Origin of the sequence: Agrobacterium vitis, assembly GCF_013337045.2 — a bacterium.
In the GTDB taxonomy this organism is placed as follows: domain Bacteria; phylum Pseudomonadota; class Alphaproteobacteria; order Rhizobiales; family Rhizobiaceae; genus Allorhizobium; species Allorhizobium vitis_B.
Genome location: NZ_CP118259.1, coordinates 3,384,369 through 3,401,798, shown reverse-complemented (window position 1 = coordinate 3,401,798; position 17,430 = coordinate 3,384,369). Strand labels below are relative to the sequence as shown.

Genomic DNA, 17,430 nt, shown 5'->3' with positions numbered 1-17,430 from the left:
TTCGGCATAGGTTATAGACGACTGACTAAAATTCTAGGGTTTTCTGCGGATGAATGAGAACAAGCGTCAGGATCTGCTGGCCCGTATGCGTGGCGTACAAAAGGATGTGGACCGGAGCCGGGCCACTCGCAGCCAGCAGAGCGTGTCGCGCAGCCAGCCTGGTTTTGCCGAACTGCCTGAATATAAGCAGGTGGTGATGCAGAAGCTTGTCAGCGAGCAGCTGAATATGCCCAATCCGTTTTACCGGGCGCATGAGAGCGCCTCCGGGGCAACGGCTGATATTGACGGGCGCGCTTACGACAATTTTGCCTCCTATGACTATCTCGGCTTGAACAGCGATCCGCGCATTCGCGATGCCGCCATGACCGCCATCGACCAGTTTGGTATTTCGGCGTCCGCAAGCCGGGTCGTTGCCGGTGAGCGCACCATTCATGCCGAGCTGGAAAAGGCCTTTGCCAAGAACTACCAGACCGAGGACGCCATCTGTTTCGTCAGCGGCTATCTCACCAATGTCACGACCATCGGCAGCCTGATGGGGCCGAAAGACCTGGTGATCCATGACGAGTTCATTCACAACAGCGCCCTGACGGGCATCAAGCTGTCGGGCGCCAATCGCCGTTTCTTCAAGCACAATGACATGGCGGATCTGGACCGCATTCTCGCAAGCCTTGCACCCCTGCATGAACGGATCCTGGTGATCTCGGAGGGCATTTTCTCCATGGATGGAGACGTTGCCGATTTGCCGGGTCTTCTTGCGTTGAAAAAACAGTATAATTTCTGGCTGATGATGGACGAGGCCCATTCACTGGGCGTGCTTGGACAGCGTGGCCACGGCATTTTCGAACATTTCAATCTCGATCCCGCCGATGTCGATATCTGGATGGGGACGCTGTCGAAAACCACCTGTAGCTGCGGCGGCTATGTTGCCGGCAGCGAGGCGCTGATCACGCTGTTGAAGGCGCAGGCCGGTGGTTTTGTCTATAGTGTCGGCCTGGCGCCAGCGCTGGCGGCTTCTGCCATCGCCAGCCTTTCCGTACTGGACGAAGAACCGGACCGGGTAGAGGCCTTGCGTCGCAACAGCCAGCTTTTCCTGGAGCAGGCCAAGCTGCGGGGTCTGGATACCGGGCTTAGCGAAGGGTTCTCGGTGGTGCCTGTGATTGTTGCCGATTCGGTGCGCGCCGTGCAGCTGTCGAATGAATTGTTCGAGGCGGGCATCAATGCCTTGCCGATTATCTATCCGGCGGTGCCGGAAGGCCTGGCGCGCCTGCGGTTCTTCATCACAAGCGCCCATACGCCCGACCAGATTACCCGCAGCGTCGATAAGGTGGCGGAAATCCTGGACCGGTTGAAGGCCGAGAATTTCGGCATGGGCTCGATGGATGTCCAGAAGGTCATGCTGCAATTGGCGCAGCGCTGAAGGACAAGAGCGTGAACAGCCGCAACCCGCCGCGCCATGTGATCATTACCGGCGGATCGAGCGGGATCGGGCTGGCCTTGGCGAAAGCCTATCTGCTGGCTGGGTCAAAGGTCAGTCTCGTTGCCCGCTCACTGGCGCGGCTTGAGACAGCACGTGACAGCCTACCACAATCCTGTTTTTCACATATCGGACTTCATGCAGCGGATGTAACGGATTATCACGCCTTGTCAGTCGCCTTGCGGGCTGCTGAGGATAGTTTCGGACCCTGCGATCTGCTGATGACCTGTGCGGGTATCGTTCATCCAGCCAGCATGGAAGCCTTGGACGTGGCCGATGCACGCCAGCAACTCGATATCAATGTCATGGGCACGATCCACGCCATCAAAGCCTTGTGGGCGGGGATGATCGCACGGGGCGGCACCATGCTGTTGATTTCCTCCGGGGCCGCATTCATTGGTCTGCATGGCTACGGTCCTTATTGCGCCTCCAAGGCGGCGCTGGTGGGGCTGGCCGATTCGCTACGCATGGAAGCGGTTGGCACGAAGCTGACGGTGGCGATCTGTTTTCCGCCCGATACCGATACGCCGCAGCTTGCCGCAGAATTGCCCTTGCGCTCGCCTCAGGCACAGAGGGTTATGGGGACGGTCAAGCCCTGGAATGCGGATGCTGTGGCGGCACGCATCGTTCGCCAGCTGCAAAAAGGCCGCCGGGAGATTGTCTTCGGAATGACGCTCCTGCTGCTCGCCCGCTTCGGGTCGCTGGTGCGTCCGGTTTTATATTGGTGGTATAGCCGCCGTTGACAGTGTGCAGCTTTACAGCGCGCCAATCACGTCCTTGAGCACCTGAACCCGTCCGGCGCTGACGTCAACGATCATGCCGAGGGTTGCGTCCAGCCGTTCCTCCGGGATGGCGAGGGTCAACTCGGCGCCGGTATCGGTAAAACTCTCCTTGATGACAAGCAGATCGTCGATAGCGGTAAGCCGGGCCTTGACCAGCGCAAGATCGGCAAAGCCGATTCGGATGGTCTTTGTGGTCCTGTTAATGATTTCCACCTTTTCGGCTTGCCGCAGGCATTGCGCCGCCGTGCCGCCATAGGCCCGGATCAGGCCGCCACTCCCCAGAAGAATGCCACCGAACCAGCGGGTAACGATGACCAGCACGCCATCCAGCGTCTGGCCGTCGATGGCTTGCAGGATCGGTTTTCCCGCAGTGCCGGAGGGTTCGCCATCGTCATTGAAGCGATAGGTTTGCCCCAGCCGCCATGCCCAACAATTGTGGTTGGCGGTGGCATCGGACTGGCGGTCCAGAAGGGGACGGATGTCATTTTCATGGGAGATCGGAAAAGCGGTGGCGCGAAACCGGCTCTTCTTGATCTCCTGTTCATAGCTGTGTAGGCCGGGAAGGGTAAACATCGCCTTTTGTGACGTGATTTGAGTCGCAAGAAAAGGCCGATGGGTGCCGCGACAGCGGCTGATCAGAAAAAAGGAGACGATCCAGTCCCACGCAAGCGACGGCTTTTAGGTTCCTTCGGGAGAGCCTGGAGATCCGGCTCGGTCTTCGGCTTTGATCCGGCAGTTTGACTGCCTGTCATGGCTGACCCGGTCGAACTCCGCAGAAAATGACAGTGTTGCGGCGTCTTTTCGCGTCATGATGACGTTGGTCGCCGCCAACGGAAAGCCGGGATGATCCCGGGGAAACAGGATAGGCCTATGTCTGACGATTTTGAACCGGAAGCGACCATCGAAACCTCCAACCTGGCGGCTCTGGTTCTGAGCCAGGAAATCGATTCGCTCACCGATGTCCTCGTCAAGGCCCTTTACGAAGTCTATCGCATTCTCGACGACAGCCATCCGCAGCCCGGCACCGTGCATTGATAAGTAAGGTCGGGAAGCCGTAAGCGCTCTACCGCCCATATTCCTTGACCGCCTGCATGACGACGAAGGTCGATGTGCTCGCCACATGCGGCAAGCTGGAGATCTTCTCACCCAGAACCTGCCGATAGCGACGGATATCGCCGGTGCGCACCTTCAACAGATAGTCGAAGGCGCCGGCGATCATATGGCACTCCTCCACTTCCCGGATTTTGCGGACCGCCGTGTTGAATTCCGTCAATGCCGTTTCACGGGTGTCGGACAGTTTCACCTCGGCGAAGGCGATGTGGTCGAGGCCGAATTTGCGGGCATCCAGCACGGCGCGGAAGCCGAGAATATAGCCGTCATCCATCAGCCGTTTCAGGCGCACCTGGCAGGGTGTTTTCGACAGTCCCACCCGCTCGGACAGGTCGGTAATCGACATGCGGCCATCCTGCGACAGCGCCTCGACAATTTTCATATCGAATTGGTCGATCCCACTGTCCAATTCCATTTTTACCATCATATCTCCTGAAAATCCGTGATATTTTAGAGAATTTACCTAGATTGGCCATGAATTCAAGTTCACTGATTTTGTTGGCCCCATGATATGATCCGGTCATCGCCAAAATTTCCGTCGAGCCAGGATAACAGTGATGAACCAGACCGTTTCCGTCGCATCGCAGGCCGTTTCATCCTCTCCAGAGCCAATCTTTGCCGCTTTCGCGCCGCCGGTACGTCAGCCAAGCCCTTTGCGCCAGGCGATCACGGCTGCCTATCGCCGGCCAGAACCGGAATGCCTGTCACCGCTGCTGGCGGCGGCACGCTTGCCGGATGCCATGCGCCGCGCCGTCGAGGGTACTGCCCGCACACTGATCGAAGCCCTGCGCGCCAAGCACAGGGGCAGCGGCGTTGAAGGGCTGGTGCATGAATATTCGCTGTCCAGCCAGGAGGGCGTGGCGCTGATGTGCCTCGCTGAAGCGCTGCTGCGCATTCCCGACCACGCCACCCGTGATGCGCTGATCCGCGACAAGATTGCCGAGGGGGATTGGAAAGCCCATCTCGGCGGTGGCCGGTCGCTGTTCGTCAATGCGGCCACCTGGGGACTGGTGGTGACTGGCAAGCTGACCTCGACCGTCAATGATCGCGGTCTTTCGGCAGCCCTGACCCGGCTGATTGCCCGGTGTGGTGAGCCGGTCATTCGCCGGGGTGTCGATATGGCCATGCGGATGATGGGGGAGCAATTCGTCACCGGCGAAACCATTGAGGAGGCGCTGAAACGCGCCCGCCCGCTGGAAGCCAGGGGCTTTCGCTATTCCTACGACATGCTGGGTGAGGCGGCGACCACGGCTGGCGATGCGGCGCGGTATTTCCGGGATTACCAGCAGGCCATCCATGCCATCGGCAAGGCTTCGGCGGGACGCGGCATTTATGATGGTCCCGGCATTTCCATCAAGCTGTCAGCCCTGCATCCGCGCTACAGCCGCACCAAGGCCGAGCGGGTGATGCGCGAATTGCTGCCACAGGTCAAGGCGCTGGCGCTGCTGGCCAAGCACTATGATATTGGCCTCAATATCGATGCCGAAGAGGCCGACCGGCTGGAACTGTCGCTGGATCTGCTGGAAGACCTTTGCCTCGATCCGGCCTTGTCGGGTTGGGATGGCATGGGGTTTGTGGTGCAGGCCTATGGCAAGCGCTGCCCCTTCGTGCTGGATTTCATCATCGATCTTGCGCACCGCGCAGAACGCCGGATCATGGTGCGGCTGGTCAAGGGGGCCTATTGGGATGCCGAGATCAAGCGGGCGCAGGTCGATGGGCTGGCGGATTTTCCGGTCTATACCCGCAAGGTTCACACCGACGTCTCCTATATCGCCTGTGCCAAAAAGCTGCTGGCGGCGCGGGATGTGATCTTTCCGCAATTTGCCACCCACAATGCCCAGACGCTGGCGGCGATCTACCATCTGGCCGGTCCGGATTTCAAAACCGGCTCCTACGAGTTTCAGTGCCTGCATGGCATGGGAGAGCCGCTCTATGACGAAGTCGTGGGCAAGGCGAAGCTAGATCGCCCCTGCCGGATCTACGCGCCTGTGGGCACGCATGAGACGCTGCTGGCCTATCTGGTGCGCCGCCTGTTGGAAAATGGCGCCAATTCTTCCTTCGTCAACCGCATCGCCGATCCGACTGTCTCAGTGGATGCGTTGATTGCCGATCCGACCGAAACCGTGCTCGCCATGGCGCAGCCGGGAGCAAAGCATGACAGGATTGCCTTGCCCGCCGATCTTTTCGAAGGCCGCAAAAATTCCGCAGGCCTTGATCTTAGCAATGAAGCGGTGTTGCAGGTGCTTGGGGAGACCCTACGCCAGACCGTACTCGGGTCTTGGGATGCGGTGCCCGCTTTGATCGCGGGGACAAGTGCCGGGCCTGTCCGTCCTGTCGTCAATCCCGGCGACCACCGTGATGTGGTCGGCGCTATCAGGGAAGCCACCGAGGAAGAGGCTCGCCAGGCCGTGGCCGATGCCGCGCTTCATGCGCAGACCTGGGCGCAGACGGTGCCTTTAGAGCGGGCGCGGATGCTGGACGAGGCCGCCGACCTGATGCAGGCGCGCTTGCCGATGCTGCTGGGGCTGATCATGCGCGAGGCGGGCAAATCGGCGGCCAATGCGATTGCCGAGGTGCGCGAGGCCATCGACTTTCTGCGCTACTATGCCGAGCAGGCGCGCCGGACCCTGGGGCCGGTATATGCGCCATTGGGTCCGATCGTCTGCATCAGCCCCTGGAATTTTCCGTTGGCGATTTTCACCGGACAGGTGGCGGCAGCGCTGGTGGCAGGCAATCCGGTTCTGGCCAAGCCCGCTGAGGAAACACCGCTGATTGCCGCTGAGGCCATACGCCTGCTGCATCAGGCAGGCGTTCCGGCTGCTGCCCTTCAGCTTCTGCCCGGTGACGGGCGGATCGGCGCGGCGCTGGTGGCCTCGCCGCAGGTGGCGGGCGTGATGTTTACCGGCTCGACTGAGGTCGCCAAACTGATCCAGAAGGAACTTGCCGGGCGTCTGCTGGCCAATGGCAGGCCGATCCCGCTGATTGCCGAGACCGGTGGCCAGAACGCGATGATTGTCGATTCCTCGGCGCTTGCCGAACAGGTGGTTGCGGATGTGATTGCGTCTGCCTTCGACAGCGCCGGTCAGCGGTGTTCGGCGCTCCGGGTTCTGTGCCTTCAGGAGGAGGTGGCGGATCGCATTCTTGCCATGCTGAAAGGCGCACTGCATGAACTGACCTTGGGCCGCACCGACCGGCTGTCCACGGATATCGGCCCGGTGATTACCGCCGAGGCCAAGGGCGTGATCGAGGCGCATATTGACGCCATGCGCGCCAAGGGCAAGGCGTTGGAGCAGATCGGTGCGGGCGAGGGGACGGAGCATGGCACCTTTGTTACGCCGACCATCATCGAGATCGGCGCATTGTCCGATCTTAAGCGGGAAGTATTTGGCCCGGTCCTGCATGTGCTGCGCTACCGGCGCAACGATCTCGATCGCCTGATCGACCAGATCAATGCCACCGGCTATGGCCTGACCTTCGGCCTGCATACACGGCTGGATGAGACCATTGCCCATGTGACATCCAGAGTGAAGGCGGGCAATCTCTACATCAACCGCAATGTGATTGGTGCAGTGGTGGGCGTACAGCCGTTCGGTGGTCGTGGCCTGTCCGGCACCGGGCCGAAGGCTGGTGGCCCGCTCTATCTGGGCCGTCTGGTTGAAAAGCCGCCGGTGCCGCCGCACCATAGTTCGGTTCATGTCGATCCGGGCCTGCTGGATTTTGCCAAATGGCTTGACGAGCAGGGTGAAACGGCAGCGGCGGAGGCAACGCGCAACCTCGGCAGCCTTTCCGCCGTCGGGTTGGTTCAGGATCTGCTGGGGCCGGTCGGCGAGCGCAATCTGTACGCGCTGCATCCGCGTGGCACCATTCTGCTGCTGCCCCGCACCAGCCAAGGGCTTTACCGGCAAATGGCCAGCGCGCTCGCGACAGGCAACAGCATCGTCATCGATACAAGTGCTGGTCTCCACGAAGCGCTGGCGGGCCTGCCGGATGGTCTGCTTGCCCGTATCAGCTTTGTTGAAACGTCAGGCTGGGCTGAGGCCGGTCCGTTCGCAGGCGCATTGCTGGAAGGCGAGGGGGAGCAGATTATCGAGCGGGCAAAATCCATTGCCGCCCTGCCCGGTCCGCTGGTCTTGCTTCAGGCGGCTTCCAGTGACGAGCTTGGTGTTGATGATGCCTATTGCCTGAACTGGCTGGTCGAGGAGGTTTCAGTGTCCACCAATACGGCTGCTGCCGGTGGCAATGCCAGCCTGATGGCCATCGGCTGAGGGTTCCGCTTGCTTTTAACCTGTGCTTTGCCCAAAAACGCCTGATATTCGAAAGCAAGGGACGGGCATGACAGGCAAGACAGTTGCGATCATCGGCGGGGGGCCTGCGGGCCTGATGGCGGCGGATAGCCTGTCGCGGGCTGGTTTGACCGTGACGATCTATGAGGCCATGCCGACTCTGGCCCGGAAATTTCTCCTGGCGGGCAAATCCGGGCTGAATATCACCCATTCCGAAGAATATGCGCGGTTTTCGAGCCGTTTCGGCGAGGCCGGGCACCATTTGAAGGCAGCCCTTGATGATTTTACGTCGGATGATGTGCGCGCCTGGGCAGCAGATCTTGGAACGGAGACCTTCATCGGCTCCTCAGGCCGGGTCTTTCCAAAGGCAATGAAAGCCTCGCCGCTGCTTCGGGCCTGGATCAAGACATTGCAGGAGCAAGGCGTGATGATTCGCACCCGGCACCGCTGGACCGGATTTGCCGGACATGGCTATCGGTTTGCAACGCCGGATGACGATGTCACCGTTGTGGCAGATGCCGTCGTTTTGGCGCTGGGTGGGGCGAGTTGGCCGCGTTTGGGCTCGGATGCTGCCTGGGTGCCTTGGCTGCGCGATATCGGCGTTGCCGTCACGGATTTCAGGCCCGCCAATTGCGGCTTCGACGTTGCCTGGAGCGATATGTTTCGTGATCGGTTCGCTGGCGAGCCGGTCAAATCGGTTGTCGCCACATCAGCGGCGGGGCAGGTCCAAGGAGAATTTGTCATTTCCCGGCATGGTATCGAGGGCAGCCTGATCTACGCCCATGCGGCAGCCCTGCGCGATGATCTTCGCCTTCATGGGAGGGCGGAGCTTCTGCTCGATCTTGCACCCGGCAAGCGGCTTGAAAAACTGGTGGACGATCTTGCGCGCCAGCCCGCAAAGGCCAGTCTCTCGACAAGGCTTCGCAAGGCAGCCTCTCTGGATGGCGTCAAGGCGGCACTTTTGCGGGAGGTGGTGCCCGACATTGCCAACCTTGATATCGCATCGCTCGCGGGTCTCATCAAGGCCTTGCCGCTACCGTTGCTGCGACCGCGCCCGCTGGCGGAAGCGATTTCCTCGGCAGGCGGCATCGGCTGGAGCGGGATTGACAGCAGTTACATGCTGGAGGACCGACCAGGCCTGTTCGTCGCTGGCGAAATGCTGGATTGGGAAGCGCCAACCGGCGGCTATTTGTTGACCGCCTGCCTTGCCACCGGGCGGGCGGCGGCGGTTGGCGTGATTCGCTGGCTCACCGATGATGCAGGTGCTTGAAGTTAAATATCGGGATGCCACAATTGTCGGGCCTGATCCTGTTGGTTTCCGGAACATATCCTGCGTCCACGTCAGGAAGTTTTTTACGCCCCTTGGTTGTTTTTTGTCAAAAAAATATTGGATGAATCAACAAAAACAACATGTTAATAAACCCCAAAATCCCATGGCTTATTAGAGCTGTCAATTAAATATAGTTGTGGCCTAACAGTGTTAGTTCTATCTTAACTTACTAACGTGAGAATTCGATTCAGAAATCTGGAAATATTTATGGCTTTGCCACAATGTTCCGGAATTCGCTCCCCGCATGATGCGGAATGGTCCCAAAAAATTCACAGATATTAACAGTGCTTGAGATGGCTTGTCGCATCGCATGGGAACATGCGCATGTCACCATGCCTGTCCAAGCCGTCATGGCGGAATGGAGCTTCCCTTGCGTGCCGTTGTGATAGACGACAGCCGATCCACATTGCTGGCACTGCGTCTGGAACTCCTTGAAATTACGGGTCTGGAGGTGGAAATCTTCGCGGATCCCGAGGAAGCCATTCGCGTTTGTGAGACCCGGCAATTCGACCTGGTGCTGGTGGATTACAATATGCCAAAGCGCTCGGGTATCGAGGTGATTACCGCTTTGCGTGCCATGCCGACCTATGAGCTGGTGCCGATTTTGATGATCACTTCGGAAACCGAAACGGCGGTCTGCTTGAATGCGCTGGAAGCAGGGGCGACGGATTTTCTGCGTAAATCCGCCGATCCGGTCGAGTTGAAGGCCCGTGCGCGTAATCTTTTGAGCCTGCGGCGTGCCCAGGTGGAACTGTCGTTGCGGGCCGATGGTCTTGCTGCTGCCGTGACGGCGAAATCCGCGGCACTTGTGGCCAGCGAAGAAGAGCTGATCTGGCGTCTGGCCCGAGCCATGGAATATCGCGACGGGGAAACGGGCGATCATGTCTCGCGTGTGGCGCAGATATCCAGGCTGCTGGCGCAGGATCTTGGACTCGACGAGGACCGGCAGCGCAAGATCTATCTGGCGGCCCCACTGCATGATGTCGGCAAGATCGGCATTCCCGATGGTGTTCTGTCCAAGCCCGGCCGATTGACCGACAGCGAACGGGACATGATGCGCAGGCATGTCGATATCGGCGTCAAGATTCTGGAGAACGGGACCTCCGATCTGTTGCGGGTCGCCGAGCGGATCGCTGGCGGTCATCACGAGAAATGGGATGGAACGGGCTATCCCAAGGGATTGTCTGGACGGGAAATTCCGCTGGAAGCGCGCATTGTCGCGCTCGCGGACGTGTTCGACGCTTTGTGCTCGCCCCGTGCTTACAAGCCAGCCTGGTCGCTGCAAGACGCGCTGGACCACATCAGGCGCGAAAAGGGTCGTCATTTCGATCCGGACTGCGTCGAAGCTTTTGAGCGGCAGTGGTCAAAAATTGCCTCGGTCATGGGAGCGCGTGAGACAGATATGAGGATCCACATGAAAGGGGCGCCGCCGCTGGATGTCGCTCATCCTGAAAACGCCCTTTGCCTCCAGAAGCAGACGAAATACCGATCAACACCCCAGCCAGCAGGACGGGAATGACGATGACAACGCAAACATTGCCGCATGAGACCATTGCCTTGCCACAGGCGCTGACCATTCGCACTGTGCAGACCACCAGGGACCAGCTTCTGACAGGCCTTTCGGCTGCTCAGACCGTCGTTATCGACATCCCCGCGGACGCGGAGGTTGATCTGAGTTTTATTCAATTGATTGAAGCGGCGCGCATGTCTGCGCAAACGAATGGCCAGGACCTCACGCTGCAAAGCGCTGCGGTGGGTGGTGTTCTGTCCACGCTGGAGCGCAGCGGCTTCTTGACCGACATGGATCCGTCGGCTCGATTTTTCTGGTTACATGAAAGGTAATGCCATGAGTGCTCATATTCTCACCGTTGACGATTCCGCCAGCATCCGCATGACAACGAAGATTGCCCTGACCAATGCCGGCTACAAGGTGACCGAAGCCGTCGATGGTTTGGATGGTCTGAACAAGGCCAAGTCATCGCAGTTCGATCTGATTGTTACCGATCTCAACATGCCCAACATGAACGGTTTGGCGATGATCGAGGCTTTGCGCCGGTCTCCGGCCCATACCGGTATTCCGATCATCTTCCTAACAACAGAATCCGACGCCGACATGAAGAACAGGGCCAAGGCCGCTGGTGCGACCGGCTGGATCACCAAGCCGTTCGATGCCGAACAACTGGTGAAAATTGCTAGAAAGGTTCTCGGCAAATGACCAATCTGGATCCCATTCAGGTTTTCAGGACAGAAGCAGCAGAGCTGTTCGAGCAGATCGAAAACGGCCTGCTCGACCTGTTGCATGACCTGTCCAATCAAGATCAGATCGATTCGGTATTCCGCGGTCTTCATACCCTGAAGGGATCCGGAGCCATGTTTGGCTTCGAGGCTCTGGCCGCTTTCACCCACCATTGCGAAACCGCTTTCGACCGGGTCCGCAAGGGTGAAGTACCGGCAACCGCCGAGCTTGTCGCAGCCGTTCTCGATGCTCAGGACCATATGAAGGCGCTGGTTGCCACACCCAATGGCGATCATGAAGCCGCTGGAGAGCGGTTGCTGGCCAAGTTGCAGGATGCGGTCGGCGACCATGGCGGCAATACGCATGCGGTGCAGGCTGCAAAGCCCGGCAATGGCGGAGCCGCCAAGCCGCAGCCGGCAGCCCGGTCGGCGACGACGACATGGCGGATGAAATTCCGCCTGCCGGCCAATTCCATGGTCAATGGCACCAATCCACTCGGCCTTCTGAATGAGCTTCGCGACCTTGGAAAATGCATCGTTAAAGCGGATTTGAGCGCTATCCCTGGCCTTGAGGAGATCTCACCTGCCGATCTTTATATCGGCTGGAGCGTGGAGCTTGTTACCGAAAAGCCAAAGTCGGATATCGAGGATGTCTTCATCTTCGTCATGGATGACATGGATCTTGAACTGACTGAGGATGCGACCGCTGTCTCTTCCGAGACCATTGCCGCCGATGATCCAGTCGAACAGGCCGTTGCCGCGCCGGTGACACCTGACAACAAGCAGTCGCCAAGCCAGGCTCAGTCAGCGACACCTGCCGCTGCTCAGACGGGTTCCAATGACGCCAAGCATGGCCGTGCCGCCGAAAATGTCCGCGTTCCGGCCGAGCGGCTTGACGAATTGATGGACAGGGTCGGCGAACTGGTGATTGCCCAGTCCCGCCTGTCGCAGCTGGCCAATACCAGCGCCGACATCATGCTGCGATCCGTTTCTGAAGATGTCGAGCGGCTCTCCGGTGAGCTGCGCGACACGATGATGGTGCTGCGTATGGTGCCCGTCGGTAGCCTTTTCACCCGCTTCCGCCGCCTTGTCCACGATCTCGCCCGCGAGACCGGCAAGGTCATCGAACTGGAGACGGAAGGCGAAACCACGGAAGTGGACAAGACCGTTATCGAGCGGCTGGCCGATCCACTGGTGCATCTGGTGCGCAATTCCATCGACCACGGGCTCGAACCGCCGGAAGAACGCCTGGCGGCTGGCAAGAACAAAGCCGGCAAGGTGGTGCTGTCAGCCCACCAATCCGGCGGCGAAGTGATCATCACCATCAAGGACGATGGCCGTGGCATCAACCGTGACCGGGTCCGGGCCAAGGCGGAATCCTCGGGGCTGATCCAGCCGGGCCAGCAGCTGATGGACCAGGAATTGTTGCAGCTGATCTTCCAGCCGGGCTTTTCCACCGCCCAGACGATCACCAATCTTTCCGGACGTGGCGTCGGCATGGATGTGGTGAAGAAAACCGTCGAGGCCCTGCGCGGGGTGATCGACATCCGCAGTGAAAACGGCAAGGGCTCGGAAGTATCCCTGCGCATTCCGCTGACGCTGGCGATCATTGACGGTCTTTTGGTGCGCGTCGGTACCGGGTGCTACGTCATTCCGCTGTCGGCGGTCGAGGAATGCCTGGAACTGTCGATCGAGGACGATCTGCGCTCCAGGGGCCGCAGTTTCATCTCGCTGCGCGATAGTCTTGTTCCTTTCCTCAGGCTCAGGGATCTGTTCCGCACCGGAACGCAGCCTGATCCTTTCCAGAAGGTCGTGGTGATCTCGACCGGCGACGAGCGCGTCGGCCTGGTGGTCGACCAGATCATTGGGGATCACCAGACCGTCATCAAATCCATGTCCAAGCTTCACCACGACGTCGTGACTTTTTCGGGTGCGACCATTCTGGGTGACGGCAGTGTCGCGCTGATCCTGGATGTGACGCATCTGGTCAACGCAGGCCAACAGCAGGAGGCGCAATTGCGTGTAGCAGGATGAGCATCGTACCCGGCAAACATGATTTCCAGCATTTCTGGGCGGACCGCGACGAAGTCGCCGTGCTGACGTTCAATCTGAACGGTGAGACGTTCGCGATTGAGGCCATCACCGTGCAGGAGATTATCGATCTCCTGCCGGAAACCAAGGTGCCCGGCGCAAAGCCTTTCGTCTCCAGCGTCATCAATTTCCGCGGCAAGGTCATTCCACTGGCCGATATCCGGCTGGCCTTTGGCATGGAAGCGACGGAGCCGACCATCGACAGCCGTATCATCGTCATCGAGCTTGATCTCGATGGTGAAACCACCCTGACCGGCATTCGCACGGACCGGGTGTTCGAAGTCACGACCTTGGCGCACTCCGCCAGCGAACCGCCCCCCAGTGTCGGCATGCGATGGCGTCCCGACTTCATTGAATGCCTGGTCAAACGGGATGGAGAGTTCATCATTCTCCCCAATCTCCAGGCAATTTTCTCCAGCACCAGTGACCGGATCGCCGCTTCAGCGGCTGGTCTGGCAACAAATTGAGGTCTGTTATGCGGTTTACAATCAAAATGAAGCTGGGGTTGGCTTTCGGCATCGTCGTCGCGTTGCTGATTGCCAGTTCGGTTCTGGGAATTCAAAGTCTGGGCTCAATGAACGATGCCATGGGCAATACGCTTGAAGGTCCTGTGGAACGGTTGCGCTTGGCTCAACAGCTCCAGATGGAGCAACTTCAGCAATTGCGTCAGCAAAAGAATGTTCAGCTGGCGCAATCCGAGGACGAAATAAAATCCAGTATCGTCAAGGCCAATGCGTCGCGTGCCGAATTCGACCAGGCTTTTGCAGCCGTGATGGCCAAGGCAACGGAAGAAGGCAAGGTATTCTGGAACAAGCTTGCTGTCGTTGAAGCCGAATTCCGAAAGACCGACGACCAGATCAAGGCTTTGACAATCGCTGGCGACACTGCGGGCGCACTGAAAGTCTCGACGGGTGAAAACCGCAAGTCTGTCAATGAAATCGACGATCTCCTGTCGCAAGTCGTCAGCCTGGAGCAGTCCCGCCTGCGCGATGCTGACGCTGCCGGCGATGCCGAATACGCCAGCACCCGGTTGATGCTTTTGTCCCTGTCGATCGCCGCCTCCGTTATTGCCGTTATGGCAGCGGTCTGGATTGTCATCAACGTCACCGGCGGTATCAATCGTGCGGTTGTGGCTGTGCGAAAGGTTGCCGATGGCGACCTGACGGAGTTTGCCCAAATCCGCTCACGCGATGAAATCGGCGACATGCTGCAATATGTCAACACGATGATCGAGCGTCTTCGCGGCGTGGTTGGTGATGCGCTGTCTGCGTCCGACAATGTGTCTTCGGGTAGCCAGCAGCTGTCGTCTGCCTCCGAGCAGGTCAGCCAGGGCGCGACGGAACAGGCGTCGTCTGCCGAAGAAGCCTCCGCTTCCATGGAAGAGATGGCAGCCAATATCAAGCAGAACGCTGACAATGCCGCCCAGACCGAAAAGATCGCCCGCCAGTCCTCCAAGGATGCGGAGGCCTCAGGCGAAGCGGTAAACCGGGCCGTTGGTGCGATGCGCACGATTGCCGAAAAGATCTCGATTGTCCAGGAAATCGCTCGTCAGACCGACCTTCTGGCCTTGAATGCGGCGGTTGAAGCTGCCCGCGCCGGTGAACATGGCAAGGGCTTTGCCGTTGTTGCCTCTGAAGTGCGCAAGCTTGCCGAACGCAGCCAGGCGGCAGCAGCTGAAATCAGCACGCTGTCGGGCCAGACGGTACAGGTGGCCACGGAAGCCGGTGAAATGCTGACGCGGCTTGTTCCTGATATCCGCAAGACGGCGGAATTGATTTCCGAGATCTCGGCGGCGTGCCGTGAGCAGGATATCGGCGCGAGCCAGATCAACGAGGCGATCCAGCAGCTCGACAAGGTGACGCAGCAGAATGCGGGTGCCTCGGAAGAAATGTCGGCAACCTCTGAAGAACTGGCCGCTCAGGCCGAGGAGCTGCAAACCTCCATCGCCTTCTTCAAGGTTGATGGCGCTGGCGGAAAAAAACCAGCCTCTCCGGCCCGGCCAACGGCCTCTCGCGCTGCGCCAGCCCGGACGGCTGCACCGGCAAAACCCCGCACACCGACGTCGTCTCAGACGGTTGCTGCCCAGCAGGCGAGAGCCAAGGGCTTTGCCCTCAATCTCTCCATGGGCGGACCTGATGATGAGGATTTGGATTTTCGCCAGTCGGCCTGACGCAGGCTCTTATTCGATTTCGCATCGGGCCGATGAGCGGCCCGGTGGCACCCGACAGGCATGTATGTGCGCCGAGCCGGTCCTTACCCGCTTCGAACGAATGATGTCGTTCGCCCTGGGCTTCCTTCTCATATTAATTTAGGGATGACGCACATGCGTTTCACAATAAAACTCAAACTTGCACTGGCTTTCGGGCTTATGATCGCCATGCTGATTGCGGTCGCATTGTATGGCATCTCCAGCATCGGGACGATCAACCAGGCTGCTTCTGATATTATTACCGGACCTGCTAAACGGCTAGAATATGCATTGTCGGCTTCCGGCAAAATGTCAGAAGCCATTCGCGCCCAGAAAAATGCTCTGCTTTCCAAGGATGATGCGGAAGCCAAGGCATATTATCTGACCTCCGACACCAACATCAAAGACATGATCGGCTTGGGACAGGCAGGTCTTACGATCGCAAGTCCGCAGGGCAGACCCTATTGGGAATCCGTGATCAAGAATGCTCTGGACTTCAGAGAGTCTGCGGCTCGTTTGCCTGATATCCAGGCGTCCGGCAAACTGAATGATGCCATAGCGCTCTCAAATGGCGACCTGCGCACTATGGCGACCAGTATGGCGGAAGCCATTACAAAACTGGTCGAAATTCAAAAGCAGGGCATGTCCAAAGCGGACGAGGATACAGACAATCTCTATGCCGAAACGAAGACCATGGTTCTCGTTGTCGCGGGGATCGCTACGGTTCTCGCGATTGGGGCGGCCTTATGGATTGCCTTTGGCATCAGCGCCGGGCTTCGCAAGATCGAAACTGTTGCCAATGCCGTTTCCATCGGTGATCTTGACCAGACCGTTGAGGTGAAAACCAACGACGAGATCAAGGATCTTGTTACGACGATTAACGGCATGACCGAAAACCTGCGAGCAACTGCCGCTTTGGCAAACCGCATCTCCGAAGGTGATTTGTCTCAGGATATCACGCCCCTCTCGAGCAAGGATTCATTGGGCATCGCTATGCGATCCATGACCCTCAATCTGCGTGAAACGACAGGTGTAGCCGATAAGATTGCCAATGGCGATTTGACGGTGACACCGACGCCGCGCTCCAATGTCGACACGCTGGGCCTTGCCTTGCAAAGCATGGTGGAGCGTCTTCGGGGTGTCGTCGCCGATGCCTTGTCGGCGTCCGACAACGTCTCTTCAGGCAGTCAGGAACTGTCCTCAAGTTCCGAGCAACTGTCACAGGGCGCGACGGAACAGGCGTCGTCTGCCGAAGAAGCCTCCGCTTCCATGGAAGAGATGGCAGCCAATATCAAGCAGAACGCTGACAATGCCGCCCAGACCGAAAAGATCGCCCGCCAGTCCTCCAAGGATGCGGAGGCCTCAGGCGAAGCGGTAAACCGGGCCGTTGGTGCGATGCGCACGATTGCCGAAAAGATCTCGATTGTCCAGGAAATCGCTCGTCAGACCGACCTTCTGGCCTTGAATGCGGCGGTTGAAGCTGCCCGCGCCGGTGAACATGGCAAGGGCTTTGCCGTTGTTGCCTCTGAAGTGCGCAAGCTTGCCGAACGCAGCCAGGCGGCAGCAGCTGAAATCAGCACGCTGTCGGGCCAGACGGTACAGGTGGCAACGGAAGCCGGTGAAATGCTCGGCCGGTTGGTTCCTGACATCAGAAAGACGGCGGACCTGATTTCCGAGATCTCGGCGGCGTGCCGTGAGCAGGATATCGGCGCCAGCCAGATCAACGACGCGATCCAACAGCTCGACAAGGTGACGCAGCAGAATGCGGGTGCCTCGGAAGAAATGTCGGCAACCTCGGAAGAACTCGCCGCTCAGGCCGAGGAACTCCAGGCTTCCATCGCCTTCTTCAAGGTTGATGGACTGAAGGCGCAGAAGAAGGCGGCCCAAAACTATACGTCGCAGCCTGCAAAACCGGCCAAAATCACGACAGCGGGGGC

General features: G+C 59.0%; 13 protein-coding genes and 1 pseudogene. 12 read left to right on the top strand and 2 right to left on the bottom strand.

The window, feature by feature from the left end:
• Positions 1–49: 49 nt before the first annotated feature.
• Together G6L01_RS16120 and G6L01_RS16115 are read left to right on the top strand one after the other, a co-directional pair.
• A complete protein-coding gene (locus tag G6L01_RS16120; protein WP_070166244.1) occupies positions 50–1,417 on the top strand; it encodes an aminotransferase class I/II-fold pyridoxal phosphate-dependent enzyme in 1,368 nt (455 codons plus the stop codon).
• Between the two features lie 11 nt (positions 1,418–1,428).
• Positions 1,429–2,217 carry an SDR family NAD(P)-dependent oxidoreductase gene (locus G6L01_RS16115; RefSeq protein ID WP_070166245.1) on the top strand — a complete coding sequence of 263 codons (789 nt, stop codon included), beginning with the start codon at positions 1,429–1,431 and terminating at the stop codon, positions 2,215–2,217.
• Positions 2,218–2,229: 12 nt separating this feature from the next.
• On the opposite strand, the gene G6L01_RS16110 is transcribed toward G6L01_RS16115, so the two are convergent.
• Entirely contained in the window at positions 2,230–2,829 is a 600-nt protein-coding gene (locus tag G6L01_RS16110) for an IMPACT family protein (protein ID WP_070166246.1), read from the bottom strand.
• Positions 2,830–3,126: 297 nt separating this feature from the next.
• On the opposite strand from G6L01_RS16110, the gene G6L01_RS16105 reads away from it, so the two are divergent.
• Positions 3,127–3,291: a hypothetical protein gene (locus G6L01_RS16105; RefSeq protein ID WP_085946601.1), complete on the top strand. Its 165-nt coding sequence runs from the start codon at positions 3,127–3,129 to the stop codon at positions 3,289–3,291.
• 28 nt (positions 3,292–3,319) lie between these two features.
• On the opposite strand, the gene G6L01_RS16100 is transcribed toward G6L01_RS16105, so the two are convergent.
• Entirely contained in the window at positions 3,320–3,790 is a 471-nt protein-coding gene (locus G6L01_RS16100; protein WP_070166276.1) for an Lrp/AsnC family transcriptional regulator, read from the bottom strand.
• Positions 3,791–3,923: 133 nt separating this feature from the next.
• Between G6L01_RS16100 and putA the strand changes: the two genes are divergently transcribed.
• The 9 genes and pseudogenes from putA to G6L01_RS16055 all read left to right on the top strand — a co-directional run.
• Complete coding sequence (gene putA, locus G6L01_RS16095; protein ID WP_070166247.1) at positions 3,924–7,631, top strand: trifunctional transcriptional regulator/proline dehydrogenase/L-glutamate gamma-semialdehyde dehydrogenase; 3,708 nt, start codon at positions 3,924–3,926, stop codon at positions 7,629–7,631.
• Positions 7,632–7,698: 67 nt separating this feature from the next.
• A complete protein-coding gene (locus tag G6L01_RS16090) occupies positions 7,699–8,919 on the top strand; it encodes a TIGR03862 family flavoprotein (protein WP_070166248.1) in 1,221 nt (406 codons plus the stop codon).
• A gap of 430 nt (positions 8,920–9,349) precedes the next feature.
• On the top strand, positions 9,350–10,498 hold the full coding sequence (locus G6L01_RS16085) for an HD-GYP domain-containing protein (RefSeq protein WP_070166277.1): 1,149 nt from the start codon (positions 9,350–9,352) through the stop codon (positions 10,496–10,498).
• A complete protein-coding gene (locus G6L01_RS16080) occupies positions 10,495–10,821 on the top strand; it encodes an STAS domain-containing protein (protein ID WP_081344139.1) in 327 nt (108 codons plus the stop codon). Before G6L01_RS16085 ends, G6L01_RS16080 begins: the two co-directional genes overlap by 4 nt.
• A gap of 4 nt (positions 10,822–10,825) precedes the next feature.
• Complete coding sequence (locus tag G6L01_RS16075) at positions 10,826–11,194, top strand: response regulator (protein WP_015917544.1); 369 nt, start codon at positions 10,826–10,828, stop codon at positions 11,192–11,194.
• On the top strand, positions 11,191–13,248 hold the full coding sequence (locus tag G6L01_RS16070; RefSeq protein ID WP_070166249.1) for a chemotaxis protein CheA: 2,058 nt from the start codon (positions 11,191–11,193) through the stop codon (positions 13,246–13,248). Before G6L01_RS16075 ends, G6L01_RS16070 begins: the two co-directional genes overlap by 4 nt.
• Entirely contained in the window at positions 13,245–13,772 is a 528-nt protein-coding gene (locus G6L01_RS16065; RefSeq protein WP_015917542.1) for a chemotaxis protein CheW, read from the top strand. Before G6L01_RS16070 ends, G6L01_RS16065 begins: the two co-directional genes overlap by 4 nt.
• A gap of 8 nt (positions 13,773–13,780) precedes the next feature.
• Positions 13,781–15,475, top strand: a complete 1,695-nt coding sequence (locus G6L01_RS16060; RefSeq protein WP_070166250.1) for a methyl-accepting chemotaxis protein — start codon at positions 13,781–13,783, stop codon at positions 15,473–15,475.
• 153 nt (positions 15,476–15,628) lie between these two features.
• Positions 15,629–17,354, top strand: a pseudogene (locus G6L01_RS16055) (methyl-accepting chemotaxis protein); the annotation flags it as partial.
• Between the last annotated feature and the right edge of the window lie 76 nt (positions 17,355–17,430).

What these genes read in the sequence shown, in the direction of transcription:
- G6L01_RS16120 (WP_070166244.1), top strand. Translation starts at nt 50, where the DNA reads ATGAATGAGAACAAGCGTCAGGATCTGCTGGCCCGTATGCGTGGCGTA.
- G6L01_RS16110 (WP_070166246.1), bottom strand. Translation starts at nt 2,829, where the DNA reads ATGTTTACCCTTCCCGGCCTACACAGCTATGAACAGGAGATCAAGAAG.
- G6L01_RS16105 (WP_085946601.1), top strand. Translation starts at nt 3,127, where the DNA reads ATGTCTGACGATTTTGAACCGGAAGCGACCATCGAAACCTCCAACCTG.
- G6L01_RS16100 (WP_070166276.1), bottom strand. Translation starts at nt 3,790, where the DNA reads ATGGTAAAAATGGAATTGGACAGTGGGATCGACCAATTCGATATGAAA.
- putA (WP_070166247.1), top strand. Translation starts at nt 3,924, where the DNA reads ATGAACCAGACCGTTTCCGTCGCATCGCAGGCCGTTTCATCCTCTCCA.
- G6L01_RS16090 (WP_070166248.1), top strand. Translation starts at nt 7,699, where the DNA reads ATGACAGGCAAGACAGTTGCGATCATCGGCGGGGGGCCTGCGGGCCTG.
- G6L01_RS16080 (WP_081344139.1), top strand. Translation starts at nt 10,495, where the DNA reads ATGACGATGACAACGCAAACATTGCCGCATGAGACCATTGCCTTGCCA.
- G6L01_RS16075 (WP_015917544.1), top strand. Translation starts at nt 10,826, where the DNA reads ATGAGTGCTCATATTCTCACCGTTGACGATTCCGCCAGCATCCGCATG.
- G6L01_RS16070 (WP_070166249.1), top strand. Translation starts at nt 11,191, where the DNA reads ATGACCAATCTGGATCCCATTCAGGTTTTCAGGACAGAAGCAGCAGAG.
- G6L01_RS16065 (WP_015917542.1), top strand. Translation starts at nt 13,245, where the DNA reads ATGAGCATCGTACCCGGCAAACATGATTTCCAGCATTTCTGGGCGGAC.
- G6L01_RS16060 (WP_070166250.1), top strand. Translation starts at nt 13,781, where the DNA reads ATGCGGTTTACAATCAAAATGAAGCTGGGGTTGGCTTTCGGCATCGTC.